The sequence below is a fragment of the Flavobacterium sharifuzzamanii genome, from assembly GCF_003254585.1.
GTDB classification, from domain to species: domain Bacteria; phylum Bacteroidota; class Bacteroidia; order Flavobacteriales; family Flavobacteriaceae; genus Flavobacterium; species Flavobacterium sharifuzzamanii.
The window spans coordinates 36,106-59,232 of record NZ_QJGZ01000035.1; the positions used below are offsets into that span (position 1 = coordinate 36,106).

Below are 23,127 nucleotides of genomic sequence, written 5' to 3' on the forward strand. Positions count from 1 at the left end.
TTGTTGATATAACTATAAAATTAAAGAAAAAAGGTTTTAGCAAAAAGGTTTTGGCAAAGTTTTTCTGTAAAAATGAAACCCGACAGGTTTTAAAAACTTGTCGGGTTTACTATATTTCATAAAAATTATAAATTTTTGATTACAAATTCAGATCTTCTATTCAATTCGTGTTCTTCTTCAGAACAAGATTCATCGGTTTTACATTTTACAATTGGCACTGATTCGCCATAGCCTTTTGCAGAAACTCTTTTAGCTTCAATTCCAGATTGAATAATAAACTCCCTAGTTGAGTTTGCTCTTTTCTGAGATAAATCAGCATTGTATTTTTCATTTCCTCTTGAATCGGTATGCGATCCAATTTCGATTACCATGCTAGGATATTTTTTCATTAATTCTACAACTCTGCCTAAAATCACTTTGGATTCTTTACGAATATACCACAAATCATAATCGAAGTAAATCGGATCTGTTTTAATGATTAAACGGTCTTTATCTTTTACGACATCTTTTTCTTTCGCTAAAATCTCTTTTACTTTTTCCTGCTTTTTAACTTCAGCTGCAACAATTGCGGCTTCTTTGGCTTTTTTCTCTTTTTCTTTTAATGCAACTGCAGCCAAAGCTTCTTTTTTCTTGTTTTCTTCTTCAATAATAATTTCCTGCTTTCTCTTATTTTCAGCAATTTGTTTTTCTTCTTTTTTGATTGCTTCTAAAGACCTCAAAGCCAAAGAACCATCATTTACTCTATCTCTTGTTTTATCTAAAGTCAGTATTTTTGAGGCGTTAGTATAATTTTCTTTGAAAGCGCTAATTTTATATGAAGCCTCGCAAGCAACTGTAAAACTGAATTTTCCGTCAGCAGAAGTTGTAATTGTATTTAAGGTTTTATTTTCTGAATCTTGCAATAATACCGTCGCGTTTTCTAGAGCCAATTGTGTATCTATATCTGTAATGATTCCAGTAATAAACTGTTTGCAATCTTCTACAATCAAATCTTTTGTTTCTTTGAATTGATAAATATCATCGCTCCCCTTTCCTCCTTCTCTATTTGAAGCAAAAAAACCTTCTTTGGTACTCGAATCGATATTAAATGCAAAATCATCTAAATTAGAATTTAATGGAAGTCCAATATTTACTGGTTTTGAATAGTCATTTCCGTTTATTTCGGAAACAAAAACATCTAATGATCCGTAACCTAAATGTCCGTCTGATGAAAAATATAATTTATTATCTGCCGAGGCAAAAGGAAACTGCTCTCTCTTATCGGTATTGATTTCTGGGCCTAAATTCTTTGGAGTATCAAATGCTCCTTTATTTATGTTTACCGAATAAATATCAAATGAACCTAAAGAACCCGGCATATCTGAAGCAAAATACAATACTTTTTCATCTGCACTCAAAGCTGGATGCTCAACAGAATAATTCGGACTGTTGAATGGAAGCGATGTAATATTGGTCCATTTTCCTTCTACCCATTCTGCTTTAAAAATCTGAAGATTGGAGATTTTCTTGTCGTCTTTTTTCTTTTTGCCGTTTTTAGAATTGTTTCGCGTAAAATACATCGTTTTGCCATCTTTTGTAAAAACAGCATTCGATTCGTGCATTCCAGTTTTCAATTCTTTAGCAAAATAATGAACAATAGAATCTGCCGAATTGATGTTTTTTAAAGGAATTGAAACTAAATTCAAATAGGTTTCGTTATCCCATTTGTATTTTTTATCGAATAAACCAGGCTTCAATTTAACTCCTGCAAAAACTAGATTTTCTTTGTATTTAACTGCTCCAAATTCTGAATTTGGCGTATTTATAGCAAGGTTTTTAATTTCAAAACGCTTACCAATCGCGGTAACATTTTCTAAAGTTTTAAGCTCTTTTTCAAAATTGGCAAGATCTTCAGAATTAACAGATTTAGAATAATATTCCTTTAAATTGGCATTTGCATCATCACTACTATTTGTTGCTTTTAAAGTCTGTGCATATCTAAAATAATATTCTCGGTCTAAATTATTACTGTAACTCGAAATCAAAAGACGGTAATAGCGCTGTGCTTTTACCAAATCATTAGTATAGAAATAAGAATCAGCCAAGTTTTTAATCACTTCTTGCGAAGGTCTTTCGTCAGCTAGTTTTTGGTATAAAATAATAGCTTCACTGTAGTATGTTTTATCAAAAAAACGTTTTGCTCTAATCAATTCCTGATCCTGTGCATTTATAAACTGTATTGAAAATACGAATATAATAACGAGTAATTTTTTCATATTTTTCATTTTAGAAGAATCTTGGTGATTTATCAAATCCTTTTCCTAACAAGTCCAGATCGAACAACAGCATGATTTCGTGTGTTCCAGAATTAAACTGACCAAAGTTTGTTAATGTATAATCATAAGCATATCCTACTCTCAATGTCGACGTGACATTAATATTGAATAAAGCACTTACCGAATCATCAATTCTATAGGCAGCACCAAATTCAAACTTTTCATTATACAAAACATTAGCTGTAACGTCTAAAGTAATTGGTGCTCCTTTTACAAATTTTGACATAAATGCTGGTTTCAATTTCAATTTATCATTGACTTGAAAAACATAACCAGCCGTCAAAAAAGTGTGTATTTCTTCAGAACCAAAAGCATTAATTCCAGATTTTTCTTCAATGTATTTTGATTTCAGCAGATTGGGTGCAGATAATCCAACATACAGATTATCTCTAAAATAATAGGCTCCAACTCCAATATTTGGCTTTGTTGCATTTATATTTTCTGAAAAAGCAAAATCTGTCTGCGGATCTGTAAAACGAAATCCGTTAAAATTGGTTTGCATAGATGAAAATCCTGCTTTTAAACCTAGAGACAGTTTATTTTTTCCGCCTAATTTTAAAACATAGGCAAAATCCGCGTAGACATTATTTTCTTTTTTGGCTCCGTCTCCAATATCATCTGAAATAAAAGAGATACCAGCTTCTATTTTATCATTAATTGCTGTATGTCCAAAAAATGTAAATGTTTTTGGAGCACCATAAGCGCCTACCCATTGCGTTCTGTACAATCCACCAAAATTCATCATAGCAGGAACGCCTGTCGCGTAAGCAGGATTGACAACACTCATATTGTACATATAATGCGTGTATTCTGGATCTTGCTGAGCAGAAATGGATAAACAGAAAAGGAAATTTATAAGGAGTATTATTTTTTTCATTTGAAAATTAAATTAAAATGTAAAAAGAGATTTAGCGATTTAAATAAAGACGGCCTTGTTTTGGCGGTTTATTGTCTTTATTGAAATGCAATACATAAAAATAAACTCCGTTGGGTGCTATACCGCTGGCGATACCGCTCTTTTCATAATTTTTACCATCCCAAGCTGGTTTACTATTATCTCCTTTATACATTCCGTTTCCGTATCTATTATAAATTTCAAGTGTATAATTTGGATATAAAAATTCAATATCTTTTATCACAAATGAATCATTTATTCCATCTCCGTTTGGCGAGAATCCGTCTGGAATAAAAAACTCGTACTGAGCAACCTCGCAGTCCTGAAGCGAGACTTTTACTTCTCTATAACTTTCAGACAAACATCTTGTTGCTTCATTTAAATCATATCCATAATAAGTCGCATTATGGACTAATAATGTGGATGAAGGCAATAAATTTCCGTCTACTGCATCATACCAAGCAACTGTTGTTGGAACATTGGTTTTACTAGAAAGATCACTTATTTTCGGATTTGCCAATCCGCAAAAATCTGGTGTTTCTGTCATTTCTGGTGCTGGCGTATCGTATATAATTACCGAAACTTTAGCTGGTTCTGAAGTACAGCCCGCAGCAGAAGTTTCTCTAACGAAATAATCTTCTGTTTTTAAAACATAATTGGCTGCAAGTGGTGTTGTTGCTGTTGCAGAATTATACCATTTATATTGTGCTCCTTTTGGTTCTAAATTGGCTATTGCCGCTTCATCCACTTTACAAAACTGCTGATCTGCAACAACTGGTGCTGGCGGAATTGGATTTATTATGAAATCGTCTGCAACATTGATTAAGTCTACATCACAGTTTGTAACCGTATTGGTTAAATTTAGCAATGTGATTTTTGTTGAACCAGCATTTAAAAGCAGTTCTGCAGGAATTATAAAATCTAATTTACCATTTGTAACCGCCTTGCTGATGTTTTGCACTGCAGAAATATTACTTTCTGACAAGGCATAAGAAATATTGACATTAGTTAAAGTTTCTAATCCTGAAACTGTAACTGTAACAGGCGCATTCAAACAATAATCTTTAACAGCAGCTTTTACAGTTAATGCATTGGGTAACGGATTTATATAAAGATTTCCTGCAACATTTGCTGTATTGGTACATTGTGGTGAAGGATTAGTAATATTCGTTATGCTATAAATGGTAATTACTGATAATCCACTTCTTCTACTCAGGCTTCCTGGAACTACAAAAGATGCCTTTCCGCCAACAGACTGCATTTCTGCTGTTTCGCCAAGAGCGAGATTGTCTCCATTTATATTGTAAGAAATTCGATAATTACCATCGAGTAAATTGGGTGCAGTAATTTGAACTATTGCATCATCATTTTGACAAACTGGAATTGCAGATAATGTCGCATTAGTCAAACGTGGTAGCGGATAAATCGTTAAAATAGTTGAAAACGGATTAAAAATATTTACACACGTTCCTTTACTTGTTGTAGAAACTATCCCTGTAACTGTTATTGTATACTCGCCTACTTGCTTAAAATAAGATGATTGTATTGGAAAATTAAATACTCCATTCACAAAATTTCCCTTCACATTTTGAGATGCTGATATTCCCGGCCCAACAACACTAAAACTAATATTATATGTACCATCAGGAATAGCATTTGCTCCTTGAGTAATTTTTGCTGAATAAGTCGCTGTTGAAATTTCAGATTCGCAAATATCTTTACTGGCTTCAATTTTTGATCCTGTAAAATCAAGTCTTTTTTCGAGAGTTATATTTACTGTTGCATTTTTATTTGGACAGATACTATTACCCGGAACTGCTAAAACAGTATAGGTATAAGAATAAACTCCAGGTCCATTTGTATCAAACAATTCTTGAAGATTAATATTATGATCTGTAGGAGAAGTCAACCCCATACCTGTCCAAGTACCTCCTTTGTCCCCTGCACCTAGCTGGTCAAATAAATTTAAATTGGTGTATGCTGCTAAATCTGTATCGCCGCATAACTCCAAATCTTGTGGCTCACCAATTTTCGGAGCTATATAAATGGTTACTTGTACATTGGTCGACTTTGGATTAGGAGAACACGCAACCACTGGCGGTACAGTGTAAATGAAATTAAGCGTAGTTTTGGTTGTATATTGTCCAATCGGTATTGTAGACTGTACAGGTTCTCCTGCAGTAGTTGTAAATTTCCCATTTATATGTGGTCCCATTACTTTACTATCGAAAGCTGTAAAAAGATTAAAAAAATCACTTTCGTTACAAACTGTTGCTTGAGATCCAACTCCTACATATGCACCTATTGTAATCGTGACTACAGCCTTGTTATCTGTACAGCCCGAAGTTGCTGGAGCTGTGTAAGTATAGTGATATTCTCCTCCGCTAAGGATAAATTGAGCATTTAACATACCCGTAGAAGGATCTAGGCCTTGTAGATTATTATCATCTGTCCATGTTCCGCCTGGAACTGGAGAACCTCCTAACAAAGAAAATAAGTTTACAGATTGATAAATTGGATTAGAAACATCACAAATCAATTCGTTTGTATTATCAATGCCAGCACACTGTGCAGTTAGTTTTGAAGAAAATAGAGTAAAAAAAATAAAAAACAATACAAAATGGTGGTAGCTAATGTAGTTTTTTGCCATAGACTAATTTTTTGCTAAACATAAGAAAATATTTAACAAAAAATGTAATTTTTAGTAAACTTATTTTCACAAAAAAAACACATATCCTCAATACAACATTGTAGAACGTAGTTTTATCATAAACTAGAAAAACTGAAATTCAATATTCCTTTATAATTCATCTTCCAATTTAAATCTAAATTTTAAGACTACACTATTTCGTTCTACTTCAAGATTTATCCAAACGTCATCTTCAGATTTTAAAAGATTATTAATCTGTTGAAGAGTATATCTGTATGGTTGTGTATTATTAATACTGACAACAATATCTCCTTTACGCAATCCGCATTTTTCGGCTGCAGAATTCTTGCGCACATTTACAATTTCATAAACAGGCTTAAGAGCAAATTTATATTTAAAATTATTATTGTTTTTGTCTTTGTCTTTTTCCTGCAATTCATCCATTGAAGTAGCAACTCGTACAGTTTCTAAATGCACAGTTTCCTGTACCCATTGGAGACCATTGTGCTGAATCGTAATTCCGCTCTTATTATATGTAAATGGTTCTCCATATTTACTGTTTTTTTTCAGGTACAGCTTTTTCCCTTTATAATCCAAAACCAAAGTAAATCTTTTTAAGACTTCACCTCCTACAGATCCGATACGTCCTGGAACCATCTTAACGTTACGAATTGAAGCAGAATCAGGAAAAGACACAATCGGTTTTTTGAAATCAAATTCATCAATTGAGAATTTATCAATTTTGGCACGATGCCCTTCAATGTCTCCGCTAAATCCTTTTCCTAAAAAGTCTGGAAAGTTTTTGTTTGGAAGTTTAATTTTATCATTTTCAAAAATCCAAAAAGCATCACTATTTCCAATATCAATTAAAAGCTTTGCCGGAATTTCTTCATTATTTACAGTTGCGGTTGTCATGATATAGGGCTTTGCTTTTTCTACTGTTATCGGAATCATCCTAAATTGCTTGTTTAGTTTTTCCTCATATTTATCACTTTTAGCATGAACTATTATTTTCTTTTTCTGATAATTGACTTCGACATAGTTATTTCTAAAGAATTTATGACCGATAATTCCGTTAACAGGAATTCCGATATGAGAAGATAAATTGAAGCTTTGATCTAAAATAATAAAAACCATATGGTCGTTTGATTTAAGACCATGCGTTTCTAAAATATTTTTTGTCGATTTTAGACCTTCTATTTCTTCTTCACTTCCTAAGCCACGAAGTTTGATTTTTTCAACATTGTTAAAACTCACTTCCTGCTTTTCTTCCATACTAAACAGAATTGTTTCTTCAACTCCAGAATCTAAAAGGAAATTTAACTCAACTCCATTTACTTTTATAGGAATAAAAACGAGGTTATTTATCAATTTAAAAGGTATTGTAGCCTTTGTTGCATTGTTTTCCAATAAAAAATCGCCTTGTCCAAAAAGCAAAAAAGGTAAGAATAACCCAAAAAACAATACTATATATTTTTTCATTGACAATATTTTATTATAAAATTAGTAAATATATTTATTATTGTTACATTTTCGCAAGTCCTTGTATTGTTTACGTTAAATTGGAAAAAAAAATGCAAATTTGCACTTCAATAATTTATACTCATGCCGACAATTTCACTCAAGGGAAAAAACATGCCCGAATCTCCGATACGCAAGCTGGCTCCTTTTGCTGATTTAGCAAAGAAAAAAGGACACAAGGTGTATCATTTAAACATTGGTCAACCGGATATCAAGACACCGGAAGTGGCCATCGAGGCGGTAAAAAATATTGATTTGAGTATTATAGAATACAGTCCGTCTGCCGGATGTGAAAGCTATAGAAAAAAATTAGCTCATTTTTACCAGCGCCAAAATGTAAACGTTAACACAGAAGACATCATTGTAACTACTGGTGGTTCTGAAGCCTTACTTTTTGCACTGGCCACAATTACAGATCCTGGAGATGAAATCATTATCCCAGAACCTTTTTATGCTAATTATCACGCGTTTGCTTCTTCTACAAGTGCAACTGTAGTGCCTCTTGTTTCTACAATTGAGACTGGATTTGCTTTACCAAGTATTGACGAAGTTGAAAAACTAATAACACCAAAAACAAAAGCCATTCTGATTTGCAACCCTGGAAATCCGACTGGATATTTATATTCTGAAGCCGAAATTAAACAGTTGGCTCATTTAATCAAAAAACACGATTTATACTTAATCGCTGATGAAGTTTATCGTGAGTTTTTATACGATGGAGATGATGTGCATTTTTCTGTAATGAATTTAGAAGATGTAAAGCAAAATGTAATCATGGTCGATTCTGTTTCTAAACGCTACAGTATGTGTGGTGCTAGAATTGGCTGTCTTGTGACTAAAAACAAAGACGTCTTAGCAACTGTAATGAAGTTTGCTCAAGCACGTTTGAGTCCGCCAACAATCGAACAAATTGCTTGCGAGGCCGCAATAGACACACCTCAAAGTTATTTTGATGAAGTAATTGGTGAATATAAAGAGCGTCGCAATACTTTAATCGCTGAATTAAACAAGATTGATGGTGTTATTGTAACAAAACCAAAAGGTGCTTTTTATTGCATTGCCGAGCTTCCTATAGAAGATTCGGATGATTTTGCACAATGGCTTTTAGAAAGTTATGATTTAAATGGCGAAACGGTAATGATTGCTCCAGCTAAAGGTTTCTATTCGACACCTGGAATGGGATTAAATCAGGTTCGTATAGCTTATGTTTTAAACAAAAAAGATTTGATTACAGCTGTAAACATTTTAAAGGAAGCTTTATTAGTTTACAACAACAGATAATCAATTCATTATAACACACTTTAAAAAGACAATAACGTTTTTCGTTGTTGTCTTTTTTGTTTTTAATAACAGTATTTCTCATCAAAATTTAAATTATATCCAAAAAGGAGTAATTAAATCCTAAAAACCATAGAAAAGGTTTCCTATTTATTAATTATCTTTACCGCCTTAAATGAGGAATACACATACTAATAGTAGTTTTTAATGATAAACAACGAAGAATTTTTAGACGAAATAGGAGATAATCATTTCAGCAGTAATGCAAAAAACCCTCTAAGAGCGGATGCTTTTGACATCACTGATGAAGAAAAAATAGAAAAAATTAAAAAAGATGTTGAAAACATTCTACAAACTCTAGGAATGGATTTGACAGATGACAGCATTAAAGGAACTCCAAACCGAGTTGCAAAGATGTTTGTAAAAGAAATTTTTGGAGGTCTTAACCCTGCAAAACAGCCAAAAGCTTCTACTTTTGACAATAATTACAAATATGGCGAAATGCTTGTAGAAAAAAACATCACAGTTTATTCTACTTGCGAACACCATTTACTGCCAATTATCGGGCGTGCTCACGTTGCTTATATCTCAAGCGGACGCGTGATCGGTTTATCAAAAATGAATCGTATTGTTGAGTATTATGCAAAAAGACCTCAAGTACAAGAGCGTCTAACTATGCAGATTGTTCAAGAACTTCAAAAAGCTTTAGGGACAGAAGATGTTGCCTGCGTGATCGATGCAAAACACCTTTGCGTGAACTCTCGCGGTATTAAAGATATCGAAAGCAGCACGGTTACTTCTGAGTTTGGAGGGAAATTCAAAGACGCTCAAACGAAAAGAGAATTCCTTGACTACATTAAGTTAGATACTCAGTTCTAAATATTTGGGTTAACCGTTTATTTGTTTAATCGTTTAATCGAAAAAAACAGTTAAACAAATAAACGGTTAAACGATTAAACTAAAAGACATGTACATTTTTTCTTTTGAGAAACTTGAAGTGTGGCAAAATGCAAGAATGTTCATTTTGGATATTTATAAATTGACTAGTAAATTTCCATCAAATGAATTATTCGGAATAACATCTCAAATAAAAAGAAGTGCATCTTCGATTGCAACAAACATTGCTGAAGGAACTTCAAGAAATACGAGCAAGGACAAAGCTTATTTTCTAACTATATCCTATTCATCTGCAATGGAAACTTTAAATCATTTGATCATTTCAAAAGATTTAAATTATGTTTCAGAAACAGATTATATAGTATCAAGAGAGAAAATTGAAAAAATTTGCAATCAAATAAATAATCTAAAAAAATATTATCTTTCGCAACAATAAATCCGATAATCCGAATTAAACAAAATTAACGGTTAAACGGTTAAACGATTAAACAAAAATACTATGCCACTATATAGCAGTCAGCCTTTAAAAATATACAATTCACTTTCGGGTGAAAAAGAAGATTTCAAACCAATCCATGAAGGAAACGTTGGAATGTATGTTTGTGGACCTACCGTATATAGCAATGTTCACTTAGGAAACGTAAGAACTTTTATGTCTTTTGATGTAATTTTTAGATATTTTCTTCATTTAGATTATAAAGTTCGTTATGTTAGAAACATTACCGATGTTGGGCATATCGTAGATGATGTTGATGAAGGTGAAGATAAAATCGCTAAAAAAGCACGTTTAGAACAATTGGAACCTATGGAAGTAGTACAGCGTTACACTGTTGACTTTCATAACATTCTAAAGGCATTCAACTTTTTACCTCCAAGCATAGAGCCTACAGCAACAGGACATATTATTGAGCAAATTGAAATCATCAAAAAAATTATCGATAAAGGCATCGCTTATGTAGCTAATGGATCGGTATATTTTGATGTTGTAAAATATAACGAGACTAATAATTACGGTATCTTAAGCGGTAGAAATATTGATGATATGCTGGCTAATACGCGTGATCTTGACGGACAGTCAGACAAGAGAAATCCGCAAGATTTTGCACTATGGAAAAAAGCAGAGCCAGAACATATCATGAGATGGCCTTCTCCTTGGAGTGATGGTTTTCCTGGATGGCACTTGGAATGTACTGCAATGAGCACTAAATATCTTGGTAATCATTTTGACATTCACGGCGGCGGAATGGATTTAAAATTCCCACACCACGAATGTGAAATCGCTCAAAACGAAGCTTGCACAGGTCAAGCCCCAGTAAATTACTGGATGCACGCCAACATGCTTACCTTAAATGGAAAGAAAATGGCAAAATCAACTGGAAACAATATTCTTCCAGGCGAAATTCTTAGCGGAGACAACAACATCTTAAGCAAACCATTTTCTGCTTCTGTAACTCGTTTCTTCATGCTTCAAGCACATTATAGAAGTATTTTAGATTTCTCTGATGATGCCATTGTAGCTGCCGAAAAAGGATATAAAAGATTAATGGAAGCACTTGATGCTTTACCAAATATTACTGCAGGGAATTCTAGCTCAATAGATTTCGCAGCATGGAAACAGCTTTGCTACGATGCAATGAATGATGATTTCAACACGCCAATTCTAATTGCGCAGTTGTTTGAAGCCGTTCGATACATCAACTTATTAAAGGATGGTAAAGAAACAATTTCCACTGAAGATTTAGCCGATTTCAAAACAGCTGTAAACGCTTTTGTTTTTGATGTTTTAGGACTAAGTGACGACAAAGCTGCCGATGGCGATAGCGACAAACTAGATGGCGTGGTAAACATGCTTATTGAAATGAGAAATCAGGCGAGAGTAGATAAAAACTTTGCTCTTTCTGACCAGATTCGCGATCAACTAATCGGTTTAGGAATTCAGCTTAAAGACGGAAAAGAAGGAACTACTTTTAGCATTCAATAAAAAAAGTGATCAGTGTTCAGTTTTTTAGTGATCAGATTCAAACTTTGAACTGACTGAACACTAAAAAACTGACCACTGACCACTATAAGCTAACTTATACAAAAAATATGTTTTCAAAAATTCTAATATATCCATTTGTATTGTTAGTCCGTTTTTATCAGACTGCCATCTCGCCTTTTACTCCAGCTGCTTGTAGATTTGAACCTACTTGTTCTACTTATATGATTCAGGCTTTGCAAATTCATGGATTATTTTATGGCGGATTTTTAGGTATCAAACGCATCTTAAGCTGTCATCCTTGGGGAAGAAGCGGCTATGATCCTGTACCAGAAAAGAAATGTAACCACAAACATTAACTTTTTAGAAAGCGGTACTTTACATTAAATATTTATTTTTACAGCTATATAAAAACATTTATACATGACACACGCCTTAAATTTAGTTTGGAATCCTTCTGAGGGAATCAACTTAGGATTTTTTATGATTCGCTATTACAGCTTAATGTTTGTAATTGCTTTTGGTTTAGGATGGTTCCTAATGAAAAAGATGTTCGAAAGAGAAAACGAATCGATTGAAAAACTAGATTCTCTATTTGTTTGGACCGTTCTAGCAACTTTAATTGGTGCTCGTTTAGGTCATGTTTTCTTTTATGATTGGGAATACTTCAGAAATCATTTACTTGAGATTTTCTTGCCATTTAAATTTGAGCCTGAATTCCAATTTACAGGTTTCCAAGGATTAGCAAGTCATGGCGCAGCAATTGCAATCATTGTTGCGATGTATTACTACAGTAAAAAAATCTTAAAACGCCCATTATTATGGATTTTAGACCGTGTTGTAATTCCAGTGGCAAGCGGCGCTATATTTGTTCGTTTAGGGAATTTCTTCAACTCAGAAATTATTGGAAACGAAACTGACTCTGCATTCGGAATCCGTTTCCTTCACGATAAATTCAGCAAAGCGGAAGCAGTTCAAAAAACAGGAATAGCCGACCCAAAAGAAGCTTATAATGCTATTGCTTCAGATCCAAGATTTGCAAACATATTAGCTGAAGTACCTTCAAGACATCCTACACAGCTTTATGAAGCAATCTGCTACGTTTTTGTTTTTGCTATCTTATACTTTTTATACTGGAAAACAAATGCAAGACTTAAATCCGGCCTTTTATTTGGGCTGTTTTTAGTTCTTTTATTCGTTGTACGTTTCATCGTGGAGTTTGTAAAAGAAAGCCAAGGCGGTTTTGAGAGCGAATTAGGCTTGTTTTCGACAGGACAATGGTTGAGTATACCATTTATCATTATCGGACTCTTCTTTGTCATTAGAGCGCAAAGAAATCCTTTAGCTGAATCATAAAACATAATTCCTTTTAATAAAAATGCCCAATATTTGAAATATTGGGCATTTTCTTTTTATAGCTTTAATTTACATCCAGATATGGATTTAAAGTTTCAGCTAGTTCATTGAGCCAATAGAAACTGTCTCTTAATTTGGTTTCTTGCTGGATGTTTTCTTGTTCGCTCATCACATTTAGTGCGAGAGTAAAATTGACCTGTCTTAGTGCTTTCGCCATAGAATGCGCGTCAATTCTGTCGTTGAAGAAATTCATCAGCCTGATTTCGGCTTCTTTTGAAAGGGTTTTGGTACTCATAACTTTACTTTAAGGAAATATAAAACCCATGTAGCTAAAGGTGTCCTACGCTGTAAAGTGAGCGTTGCGGTTGTTTCCAATACCACCACCATACCACATGGGCAAACTTTTTTTCTGAAATCATAACTTTACTTTAAGGACTGCAAATATATTAAAAATGGAAGGCATTATTAAGTAAGAAAAATAATGTTTTTTACTCCTCTTTTATCTTAGTTTTATAAACATAACCTTTTTTACCTTCCTTAGTTTGTATCAACCACCAGTCTCCTGAATTATCCAATACTTGAACCTCAGAACCAGTATTTATTTTTTGAAGAATTTCAGAAGATGTATTTTTCTCTTTTCTTAAATTAGTATATCCATCTGGATCTGTTATTTTTGCTGTCTGTCTTAGATATTGAGTGTAATTTTGATAGTTAAAGTTTTTTAAGGCAATTTTGTTTTTAGGGATTATAGTATTCTTATAGAAGTTATTAGATGTTAAATCTGAATTGACAGTATTGACTTCATTTAATATAAAATCAATATTATTATTCAAAAAAGCATATCTTATTTTTATAAGATTTGAATCAATAATTTTAAGTTGAGTAAAACTTAAAATATTATTCTTGAAACTTAAATCACTATAAGATTCTTCTCCTCCAGTTCCTCCAGTACATTTTAAACAAGGAATTACATTATGGCTTTTAAATTTTAAAGAATAATTATTATTACCGATGTTAAAAAGAATCATAAATAAGCGTGATTCGTTATTTTTAAATTCCTCTTTATGTGACAATACTATTATTTTATCTAAAAGATTATCTTGATTAATATTAACAGATAGACTATCAAGTACTAAATAATTTTTTGGGATAAAATCATTTAAAAATTTTAATTTATTTGTTTTGCTTTCATCTACAACTTCTGAAACAAGATTTTCTTTTTGAATTATTTTTAACTGCTTTTCGAGTGAAATAAAAACATTCCCGCATTCATTTTTTAAAGACTGTAAGTAATCAGGAACAGAAGTTAAAGGCTGGGGAGAGTCCAAATAGAAATACCAAAAACTATCTATATCATCAGGTCTACGATTCTTTAAAAGATTGCAGACAAGGCTAGGATTTTTCGTGAATAGTTTTTCAATATTAAACTTAAAATAATTCACTCCATCAGCTTGATATTTGCCATCTATGCCGATATCAATAATTGATGTAAGAGATTTATTGGTTTTGTCTTTAGATAATATTGCAAAAAATCGGTCTATATAATCTTTACTTTCATTGTATAGAGTATATGAGGTATCTAAATTATCATTCCAACCAAAATCTTTTACAAACTGGTCATAGTCTTTTGGGAAGTTTTGGAAAAAGGCTTTATCATCATTTTTCTTAAAGGCTGTTTTTAAGTTGTTTATTCTTATCTCTTTGCTTTGTGATTTTGATGAGCAAGAAACTAAAAATGATAATATTATTGTAATGATAAATTTATTCATATTCTTCAGTTATAATGATTTTGGCATTCTCAATTCCAATTGAGTTTATATAGTTGTTAATTTCATCTAATTTATCCTTACTTTTTGATACCCAATCGGTACTTCGTGAAGAACCGGGCAACAAACAACCTTTGGTGTCTTCTGCAGAATTTCCTGAATGAATTAAAATTGCCCTATCAATACTAACATCTTTATTGTACAATTTTAAAACATTTTCAAACTTTGATCCATTATGCCAAACAAGATTATATGTACCGATAGGGATTCTTTGCTCTTTTCCTGATATAACTGTATCTGGCCCTTTTTCCTCAAGCATAAATCCAACAATATCAGAGTTATCTATAGTGAATTCACCTATCGTCGATTTGTTTGTCTGCCATCTTCTAATCAATCTAATAAAAACTTCTTCATTTTCAGAATTGCCTATATTCTTGCACTCTCCCAAACGATATACGTCTTTTGCTTTAATAAAAGATTTTCTTCGCTTTTCGTAATGACTCGCATCTAGATTTTTGTTTATAATTTTAGTAATAGAGTCAACATTTGATCTATTAAATCCAAGATCTGCTTTTGAATTTAGATCATTATTAATCCAATAGCTAAAAGCAGACATTGCAGCATATTTTGGTTCTTCTAGAAGTTCAGGACTTTTAACTAAATCTCCTTTGTTTGGAAAAGCCTTTATAAAATCTTTATTTATTTGAGTATAATTATATTTCCCTGTAAGCTGAATTAAGCCACGCCCAATATATTTATAACCTTCTTCTTTATTCTCATTTCCTAAATCATTGCAATTTCCTCCAGGAGATAAAGAACAAGAGACGATATCTTCTTCTTTGTCAACTTTTCTTAAGCCATAAGCTCTCACTGCAATTTCATATAAATTTCCTTGGTATGTTTCTGCTTCTTTAGGATGTCTTTTAAAATAACCAAATAGACTTGTAAGTGTTTTAGTGCTATACCCATCAATTCCTTCAATTAATGTATTAAAGCCAGTTTCAGAACCAAATTGATTTATTAGATGTGCTTTTCTTAAACATGTATTTACTTCATATTCTGCTCGCAATATATTAATTTCAGAAATTAATTTTTCTGCCAAAGTTTTATTTTTAGAGGCAGAAGGAAATATTTTTGCAATGTCATTATAGTTAAAATCTTCATCGCATCTTGGACATTTGTTATTTGATTTACTTTTGTTATTTCCCCATAATTTACTATCCCCAACATTTACCATCAGCAAACTATTTATAAATTCCTGCTGCGGGTTGTAAACAACAGTTGGCTGCACATCAATTTTCTGTTCCTGATAATCATGCGCTTTTCCATCTGCTTTCACTATTCCTCTAGTTTCTTTTTTAGAAGGACCTTTTTGTTCTGCGGGAGATGTTTTTTGGGTTTCTGTTTCAGATGGTTTAGAAGCAGAAGTTTTTGAAAGTATATCTATTTTATAGTCAGGATTGATGACATTAATGTCTTGGGTAGGTTTCGAAACTTTTTTGTAAAACTCAGCGGTTACATAATATTCATGAAATGCGCCTTCGTTAGATTCATTCGGTGCCGTTTTTGCATTGGCAAGCCATACTTTGCTGGGGTCAAAAGTAAATTTGACATCGGCTATTCCATTTAATACATTGGCTTCTTTCGTCTCAATGCTAATGTCAGAAAGGTCTTTTTTGCCTCCGTCATTTTCCCATAAAGTGACATTTATGCGAAATTTTTCCATATTAAGGCAATGTACGCGAGCTGTAATGGTTTCGCCATAGCTAAATAGTTTTGTGGGCTTTTTTCCGTTGCTGTCAAGAATTTCGACTTGGAGTATTTTACTTTCTGCATTTTCTTTGGTTTTTATATCCAAAACTGCTTTTTCACCATTAGCATCAACAAGCATTCTGATTCCTTTGCGCTTAAGACTAACTTGGGTAAATGTATAGTCTACTGTTGCACCTGTCTTATTGTTTTTGGTCATTTTTACCCATTCCTTTCCTAATAATATCCAGACACTCCATTTGATATTTTCGTCAGGTGTTTTTTGCAGTGGCTCTATGAATTTTGATGGAGCTGAACTGCTAAAAAAATCATGTATCGAGTAATACTCTTTTATGCCTATTACAGGATTGGGATTGCCATATATTTTTACTTTGCTCATAGTTTCAAACTTTTTTTAATAACAATCAGAAAGCTGGTCTTCTAACTCATCAGGATTTAACAAAGGATTAATCTGTTTTAAGACATCAGGATCTGCTTTTTTCATCTGCTGGCTTCCTACTTCGGCTATCTGTCCATGCTTAAAAATTTCTATACATTTTGGTCCGCCTATAGGACATCCCGCTTTACTGTCTTCTGTCAAAATTTTGCCTTGATTGCTCAGTGTTACTTTCTCATAAGGATCATACCACTGAGGTATTGTTGCCACGCAGGGCTTATTGCCACTAGAAGTAGGCTGTAAGGTACATTTGCCAAAAGTGCCATTCTTCAAGGTTTGATTAATATCTTTAGTTGTGGCTATCAATTTTTTATTGGCTCCTTTGTCATTGGCAAAATGTTTTTTTTGAGATTTTACCTGCAGAATATCTACGGCATCTTGGTCTTCACTAAACTTGCATTTGCAGCTGGCACCATCTACAACAACATGTTTCTCCATAATCTATATTTTATATTATACTAAAAGTGAGATCTTGCTATCTACTATAATTTTGCTCTCGTCTAAGTTTTTAACTTCAATTGTAATTTTTCTTTTCATATCTATTAAATCGCATTCCAAATGCAGTTCTTCAATGAGATAATTATTAGGATTCAAAAAATATTGGGCGTGGTAATATTCTTCAACATTTTCATTTTCAGATTTTCCGCTTTGCGTTATTTCAATCTGGTTTAGATCGTTGAGATACGGATTCACCTTTTCAGAAATTAAAAACTCCAAATCTTCGGTTTGGGCAATTACAGGAAAATATAATTTTCGTTCCGTTTCAAAACTTTGAGTGTAAGCTCTGTATATTCCGTTAAAATAAGCCCTCAAAAACCAATTTCCCGAGATCTGCTTTACTAATAAGCTGTTATCTTCAATTGCACTTTCAATGTTTTTAGCCAGCTGCATAAATGTTTTCCCATCAAACAATTCCTTAATGCCGTCTTTTTGTTTTTCCCAGCGTTCTTTTAGTTTGTCATAACTATTTAAATCTATCCATTTGCCGTACTTATTTACAACTATTCGTAAAGGAAACAGAAGTTCTGCAGTCTTTTCTGCGACTGAATATGCTCTAGTATTAATTGGCTCTCCGTCTATTAATAGTTTTGAAGTTTTATTTATCTCAACAAAATGATAATCATTTTGTTGAGTATCGGGCTTCAATCTTAATAGACTGAAATTTTGTTCGAGAGTCTGTTTTTTTCCGTCCTTTTCAATAGTGTACAATACCGAAAAGTTACGATTGAGTTCAAAAGGGTTAAAAGGAAGGACATTATCTTGACTTACAAATAAAACGGGTTCTTTCTTCTTTTCTTTATCATCTTCTTTTTTCATATGCTATCCATTTATTTTATAGGTCCTTCTTCCTCAGGTTCTTTTAATTCATTAATCTTTTTCTGTTCTAAATCTTCGTTGTGCGAATCAGTGTTGTATATTTTAGCATCGGGTGTTTTCTTTATTTCTGGAGGAGCATTTTTCTCCGTTTTACGCTCACATACTATTACTGAGTTTTCGCTAATTAAATTAGATTCCATGTCCTTTAAAGCATCGACATATTTTGTTTTTTCATACCATTTGGATTGAGGATAGAAAACCCAATTGTAATTTTGTTTATTTGGCATCATTACTTCAATCTGATTTTCTGTATTACTTTGGTTATATCCATTTACTGCAAGAAAAAACAAACGTCCAAATTTGACGCCCACAGGAGCTTTTGCTCTTATGGAAATATATTTTTCGTGACTGTATTGTTTTTTTATTAAGAGTGTAATCAATAAAAGATCTTTCATTTCATTGCTCTCAATTGTTTTATAAGATTTCTCGGGTGTCCATGTAGTGATTTTTTTTGGAGGTATCAGCATCATAAAACAAAATGCTTTATCAATGGCAGTGGGAACTACGAATAGTATAAAATGGCCGCACATTATAAAAGTAAAATTTATGCCGTTTAAGGCTGTATAAATAATAGCAAACAGCAGGCTAGAGTATAATGGGGTAACAGATGCGAAAAGGAGTTCTACAACAAAACTCTTTTGCTTAAATTCCTGAAAATAATTGCGATAAATCCAAACATGAAAAATCCCAAACACTAAAGATACTATCTGATAAAAAAGAAGTTCTTGACTAAGGTTTGTAAATTGCTTATTATGGCCTAAAAATGCAATAAGCGCATAAATCAATGCCAATATCAAAGCATAGGCATAGAATTTCTTTTTATACTCTTTTGAAAAGTCTTTTATTTTATCATTAATAAGTAAGGTAAGGATCCCGCTAAGCGCAATTATCACAATTAAATATATTATGAAACTGGTATCTATTAGATTTATTAAGTTCTTTTTAATCATTATAGTATGATTTTAATCATTCTTAAAAATCAGTTATTTACTGTTTTTAAGATCATTTTTTCGGAACTAATGTAGTCTTTTTATTTCATTTTAAAATTAAAAAAATAAAAATTTTCTTTCATTTTTATTTTTATAAACAAAAAAAAAGGAATAAATCCTTTTAAGCTTTTTATAATTAATTATTATTTCAATAAATCAAGATAAATATATTAACCTCAAATAAAATTCTTTATAACTGGTACGAAATACCAAATTCGATATTCTTAGTATTATATCCTGCATTACTACTTCCTAAACTGGCATTAGAAACATGCCTCACACTAGGACGGACATCAAATCGGAATTTATTGTAATCAACACTAAAGCCAAGCGCAAAAACATCGGCAAAGGCAAAACCCTTAGACATTCTTTCTGTTTCCGTATCTGTAATCATTGGTCCAATACTTCCTAAAACATAAAACGCACACACTTTACCGATAGGTCTACGAACTAGAAATCCACAATTAAGCACATATTCTCGAACATCTTTTAGACGCGTATATTCATCTCTTTTTTGCTGATAATTTGGGGTTTCGGGCTTAACAAAATAGAAGTTCAATAATTGATGTTTTCCAAAATTGATTTCAGGTTGGACTAGAATTTCATATTTAAAATTCCTAGTCTCTTTTATCTCGTAATAGAACTGCACTTTATAAAAATGATTCTCAAAACTATAATCAGTATTACTAAATTCACTTCCAAAACCATAGTTCAAACCTAGAGAAAAACGCGAATTATGTTCCTGTGCTGTCATTTTTAGAACCAAAAGAAGCAGTATGCCCAAAAGTAATTTTCCTTTCATAAATCGTATTAAAATTCCATTTAAATATAGCACAAAAAAAAAAGATCCAGCTTTCGCTGGATCTTTTTATATAATTAAAACAATAATTATGCTTTATTGTGTTTGTCTTCGATTGTGTGTTTTTCATCACTTGAAATCGTATCTACCAATACTGGTGTAGCGATAAATAATGAAGAGTAAGTACCAACAATAATACCAATTAACATTGCGAAGATAAATCCTCTGATAGATTCTCCACCAAAGATAAACATCGTTAATAACACGATAATCATCATTAATGAAGTATTCAATGTTCTAGATAATGTAGTATTAATAGAAGCGTTTACGATATCTTCGAAGCTACCTTTACGGTTTCCGATGATAAACTCTCTCACCCTGTCAAATACAATTACCGTATCGTTCATAGAGTAACCAATTACAGTCAAAATCGCAGCGATAAAGTGCTGATCCATTTCCATGTGGAATGGCATGAATTTGTAGCATAATGAGTAAACTCCTAATACAAAGATTACGTCGTGCGCAACAGCTGCAATCGCACCTAATGAATATTGCCATTTACGGAAAGATACCATTAAGTATAAGAAAATAACTGCCATTGCCCCAAGAACTGCCCAGTAAGAGTTAGTTTTGATATCCTCAGAAATAGAAGCTCCAACTTTAGAAGCTTGCAACACACCTACTTTTTTACCATCAAATGAGTTGATGAATTTATCGTAAGTTGTATTTGGGAAATATTTCTGTAAAGCAGTGTATAATTTTTGGTTTACTTCTTCGTCAATTGCTACACCATCTTCTTTAATTTTATATTTAGTAGTGATTTTCAATTGATCATCATCACCTAAAATTTTAGCCTCAACTGGTGTACCAAAAGCAGCAGATAATTCATCTGAAACTGCAGTAGCATCAACTGGTTTCTCAAATTTAACTTGGAAAGTTCTTCCTCCAACAAAATCAACACCTTCATCTAATCCGTTAACGAAGAAGATAGAAACTAAACTTACTACAACTACAATAGAAGAGAAGATGTAAGTGAATTTTTTGATTTTGATGAAATCAAAGTGGAAGTTTGTAAACCAGTTTTTAGTAATATTTGTAGAGAAAATTAAATCACCTTTTCCTGCAATGTTTCTGTCAATGAAAATTCTAGCAATAAAGATAGAAGTAAACAATGAAGTTACGATACCAATTAATAATGTCAATGCGAAACCTTTAATAGGACCTGTTCCGAAAATAAATAAGATAGCTCCAGTTAAAACGTGAGTAACGTTAGCATCAATAATAGAACGCATTGCACCATGCCATCCGTAAGAAGCTTGAACTGCCTCAGAAAGTGATTTTCCTTCACGCAACTCCTCTTTCGCTCTTTCGTAGATAATAATGTTAGCATCTACCGCTGTACCTAATGTAAGTACGATACCTGCAATACCTGGTAATGTTAATACAAAACCAAAACTTGCCATAATTCCGAATAAGAATAGTAAGTTTAATAATAACGCAAGGTTTGCATACCAACCAGCTTTACCATAATAGAATACCATCCAAACACAAACTAATAAGAAACCTAATACAGAAGAAATTGTACCCGCATCAATAGCTGCTTGTCCTAAAGATGGACCTACAACAGTTGATTGGATAATATCTGCAGAAGCTGGTAATTTACCTGCATTTAATACGTTAGCTAAATCTTTAGTTTCAGCCACATCAAATGAACCTGTAATCTCAGATCTTCCTCCAGCAATAGGACCGCTTGTTACACCTGGAGCAGAATATACGATATCATCTAATACAATAGCAATGTAGCTTTTTTGAGCAAATGCTCTTCCTGTTAATTCTTCCCAAACTTTAGCACCTTGGCTGTTCATTTGCATAGAAACAGCTGGTTTACCCATTTGGTCAAAAGTATCTTTTGCATCAGTTACAACACCACCGCTCATTGCTGGGTTATTGTCTCTGTTTCCTTTTAAAGCGTATAATTCAACCGCTTCAATATCTGCAGCGCTTTTTACGTCTTTAGCTTTAGGATCTTTTATTGTTGTTGGCTTGCTCCATACAAATTTTGCATAGTGTTGGTCAGCAGCCAATAATACTCTAATTTCTGGTCTTTTGAAATAATCATTGATAGCTGCAGTATCTTTAGGAGCGAAGTAACCTAAAACTGGTCCACCACCTTGAACGATCATTTTATCAAATAAAGGATTGTTTCCTTTTTTAACATCAGAAGAATCTTTAGCATCTGTTAATAATGCATTTAATGAATCTTTAGCAACTGTTTTAGTTTCAGTCTTTTTAACTTCAGTTTTCTTTAAAGCTTCGTTTGCAGATACTAAGAAATTTCCAATTTCTTCAATTTTGAAAGTTTCCCAAAACTCTAATTGAGCTTTTCCACCTAATAATTTTTTAATTCTATCAACATCCTTAGCACCTGGAAGCTCTACTAAGATTCTTCCTGTTTCTCCTAATTTTTGGATGTTTGGCTGTGTAACACCAAATTTGTCGATACGCTCTCTTAATACTTTAAAAGCACTTTCTACAGACTCATCAACTTTTCTTTTGATAACTTTTTGAACTTGTGCGTCAGACATTTGAAAGTCTACTCCACCTTCTCCTTGAAGACTTCTGTTAGCAAAAATATCTGGAGATGCTAATTTTACAGTTCCTTTTGAATTTGCATCAAAAGCTTCAAAAAACTTATTTAAATATGTTTTGTTTCCTTCTAAATTTGCAGATGCATCAGCTAATGATTTATTAAAAACTGGATTTTTAGAATTATTAGCCAAACCTTTTAATACATCTTTAATAGAAATCTGAAGAATTACGTTGATTCCTCCTTCTAAGTCAAGACCTTTATTAAGCTGCTTGTTTTTCACTTCATTGTAAGTGAAATCAGTAAAACCAAGATTTAATACTTTTTCTTTACCAATAGAATCTAAATATTTCAGCTCTTTATCAGGATTATCTCCTGCAAAAGCTTTAGCTTCACTTTTGACACCATTTGCCACAAAAGTGAATGATAGTTGGTAAATACTTACCAATGCAAATAGAATTGCGAAAAATTTAATAAGTCCTTTATTCTGCATTATTACTAAAAATTAATTAT

At 32.6% G+C, this 23,127-nt stretch carries 18 protein-coding genes; 6 read left to right on the forward strand and 12 right to left on the reverse strand.

The features are described 5' to 3' along the window. Positions 1–125: 125 nt before the first annotated feature. The 4 genes from DMA14_RS05280 to DMA14_RS05295 all read right to left on the reverse strand — a co-directional run bounded on the left by DMA14_RS05280 (position 126) and on the right by DMA14_RS05295 (position 7,342). Positions 126–2,255, reverse strand: a complete 2,130-nt coding sequence (locus DMA14_RS05280) for an OmpA family protein (protein WP_111423988.1) — start codon at positions 2,253–2,255, stop codon at positions 126–128. 10 nt (positions 2,256–2,265) lie between these two features. After that, entirely contained in the window at positions 2,266–3,192 is a 927-nt protein-coding gene (locus DMA14_RS05285) for a PorP/SprF family type IX secretion system membrane protein (RefSeq protein WP_111423728.1), read from the reverse strand. 31 nt (positions 3,193–3,223) lie between these two features. Further along, a complete protein-coding gene (locus tag DMA14_RS05290) occupies positions 3,224–5,860 on the reverse strand; it encodes a gliding motility-associated C-terminal domain-containing protein (RefSeq protein ID WP_111423730.1) in 2,637 nt (878 codons plus the stop codon). A 150-nt stretch (positions 5,861–6,010) separates the two neighbouring features. After that, positions 6,011–7,342: a PDZ domain-containing protein gene (locus DMA14_RS05295; RefSeq protein ID WP_111423732.1), complete on the reverse strand. Its 1,332-nt coding sequence runs from the start codon at positions 7,340–7,342 to the stop codon at positions 6,011–6,013. Positions 7,343–7,465: 123 nt separating this feature from the next. Here DMA14_RS05295 and DMA14_RS05300 point away from each other — a divergent pair, with 123 nt between their 5' ends. The 6 genes from DMA14_RS05300 (at position 7,466) to lgt (ending at position 12,890) form a co-directional block, all read left to right on the forward strand. Further along, entirely contained in the window at positions 7,466–8,662 is a 1,197-nt protein-coding gene (locus DMA14_RS05300) for a pyridoxal phosphate-dependent aminotransferase (protein WP_111423734.1), read from the forward strand. Between the two features lie 204 nt (positions 8,663–8,866). Beyond that, positions 8,867–9,538 (forward strand): GTP cyclohydrolase I FolE, encoded by a 672-nt coding sequence (gene folE / locus DMA14_RS05305; RefSeq protein ID WP_111377955.1) that lies wholly within the window; start codon positions 8,867–8,869, stop codon positions 9,536–9,538. Positions 9,539–9,626: 88 nt separating this feature from the next. Further along, a complete protein-coding gene (locus DMA14_RS05310; protein ID WP_111423735.1) occupies positions 9,627–9,992 on the forward strand; it encodes a four helix bundle protein in 366 nt (121 codons plus the stop codon). 63 nt (positions 9,993–10,055) lie between these two features. Further along, positions 10,056–11,537, forward strand: a complete 1,482-nt coding sequence (cysS, locus tag DMA14_RS05315; RefSeq protein ID WP_111423737.1) for a cysteine--tRNA ligase — start codon at positions 10,056–10,058, stop codon at positions 11,535–11,537. Positions 11,538–11,644: 107 nt separating this feature from the next. Next, positions 11,645–11,893 carry a membrane protein insertion efficiency factor YidD gene (gene yidD, locus DMA14_RS05320; RefSeq protein WP_008462282.1) on the forward strand — a complete coding sequence of 83 codons (249 nt, stop codon included), beginning with the start codon at positions 11,645–11,647 and terminating at the stop codon, positions 11,891–11,893. Between the two features lie 64 nt (positions 11,894–11,957). Next, the gene (lgt, locus tag DMA14_RS05325) at positions 11,958–12,890 is read left to right on the forward strand and encodes a prolipoprotein diacylglyceryl transferase (protein WP_111423739.1); all 933 of its coding nucleotides are present in this window, start codon (positions 11,958–11,960) and stop codon (positions 12,888–12,890) included. Positions 12,891–12,954: 64 nt separating this feature from the next. Here the strand turns inward: lgt and DMA14_RS05330 are convergent, their stop codons facing one another. The 8 genes from DMA14_RS05330 to secDF all read right to left on the reverse strand — a co-directional run bounded on the left by DMA14_RS05330 (position 12,955) and on the right by secDF (position 23,107). Beyond that, complete coding sequence (locus DMA14_RS05330; RefSeq protein WP_111423741.1) at positions 12,955–13,185, reverse strand: hypothetical protein; 231 nt, start codon at positions 13,183–13,185, stop codon at positions 12,955–12,957. A gap of 193 nt (positions 13,186–13,378) precedes the next feature. After that, positions 13,379–14,659, reverse strand: coding sequence for an SH3 domain-containing protein (locus DMA14_RS05335; protein WP_111423743.1), 1,281 nt, complete (start codon positions 14,657–14,659; stop codon positions 13,379–13,381). Then, positions 14,652–16,805, reverse strand: a complete 2,154-nt coding sequence (locus DMA14_RS05340) for a DUF5675 family protein (protein ID WP_111423745.1) — start codon at positions 16,803–16,805, stop codon at positions 14,652–14,654. The genes DMA14_RS05335 and DMA14_RS05340 overlap by 8 nt, the downstream gene beginning before the upstream one ends. A gap of 15 nt (positions 16,806–16,820) precedes the next feature. Then, positions 16,821–17,300 (reverse strand): DUF4280 domain-containing protein, encoded by a 480-nt coding sequence (locus DMA14_RS05345; protein WP_111423747.1) that lies wholly within the window; start codon positions 17,298–17,300, stop codon positions 16,821–16,823. 15 nt (positions 17,301–17,315) lie between these two features. Then, positions 17,316–18,179: a hypothetical protein gene (locus DMA14_RS05350; protein ID WP_111423748.1), complete on the reverse strand. Its 864-nt coding sequence runs from the start codon at positions 18,177–18,179 to the stop codon at positions 17,316–17,318. Positions 18,180–18,190: 11 nt separating this feature from the next. Further along, positions 18,191–19,189, reverse strand: a complete 999-nt coding sequence (locus DMA14_RS05355; RefSeq protein ID WP_111423750.1) for a TssN family type VI secretion system protein — start codon at positions 19,187–19,189, stop codon at positions 18,191–18,193. A 229-nt stretch (positions 19,190–19,418) separates the two neighbouring features. Next, positions 19,419–20,030, reverse strand: coding sequence for an acyloxyacyl hydrolase (locus tag DMA14_RS05360; RefSeq protein WP_111423752.1), 612 nt, complete (start codon positions 20,028–20,030; stop codon positions 19,419–19,421). 86 nt (positions 20,031–20,116) lie between these two features. Next, positions 20,117–23,107: a protein translocase subunit SecDF gene (secDF, locus tag DMA14_RS05365; protein ID WP_111423753.1), complete on the reverse strand. Its 2,991-nt coding sequence runs from the start codon at positions 23,105–23,107 to the stop codon at positions 20,117–20,119. Positions 23,108–23,127 lie beyond the last annotated feature (20 nt).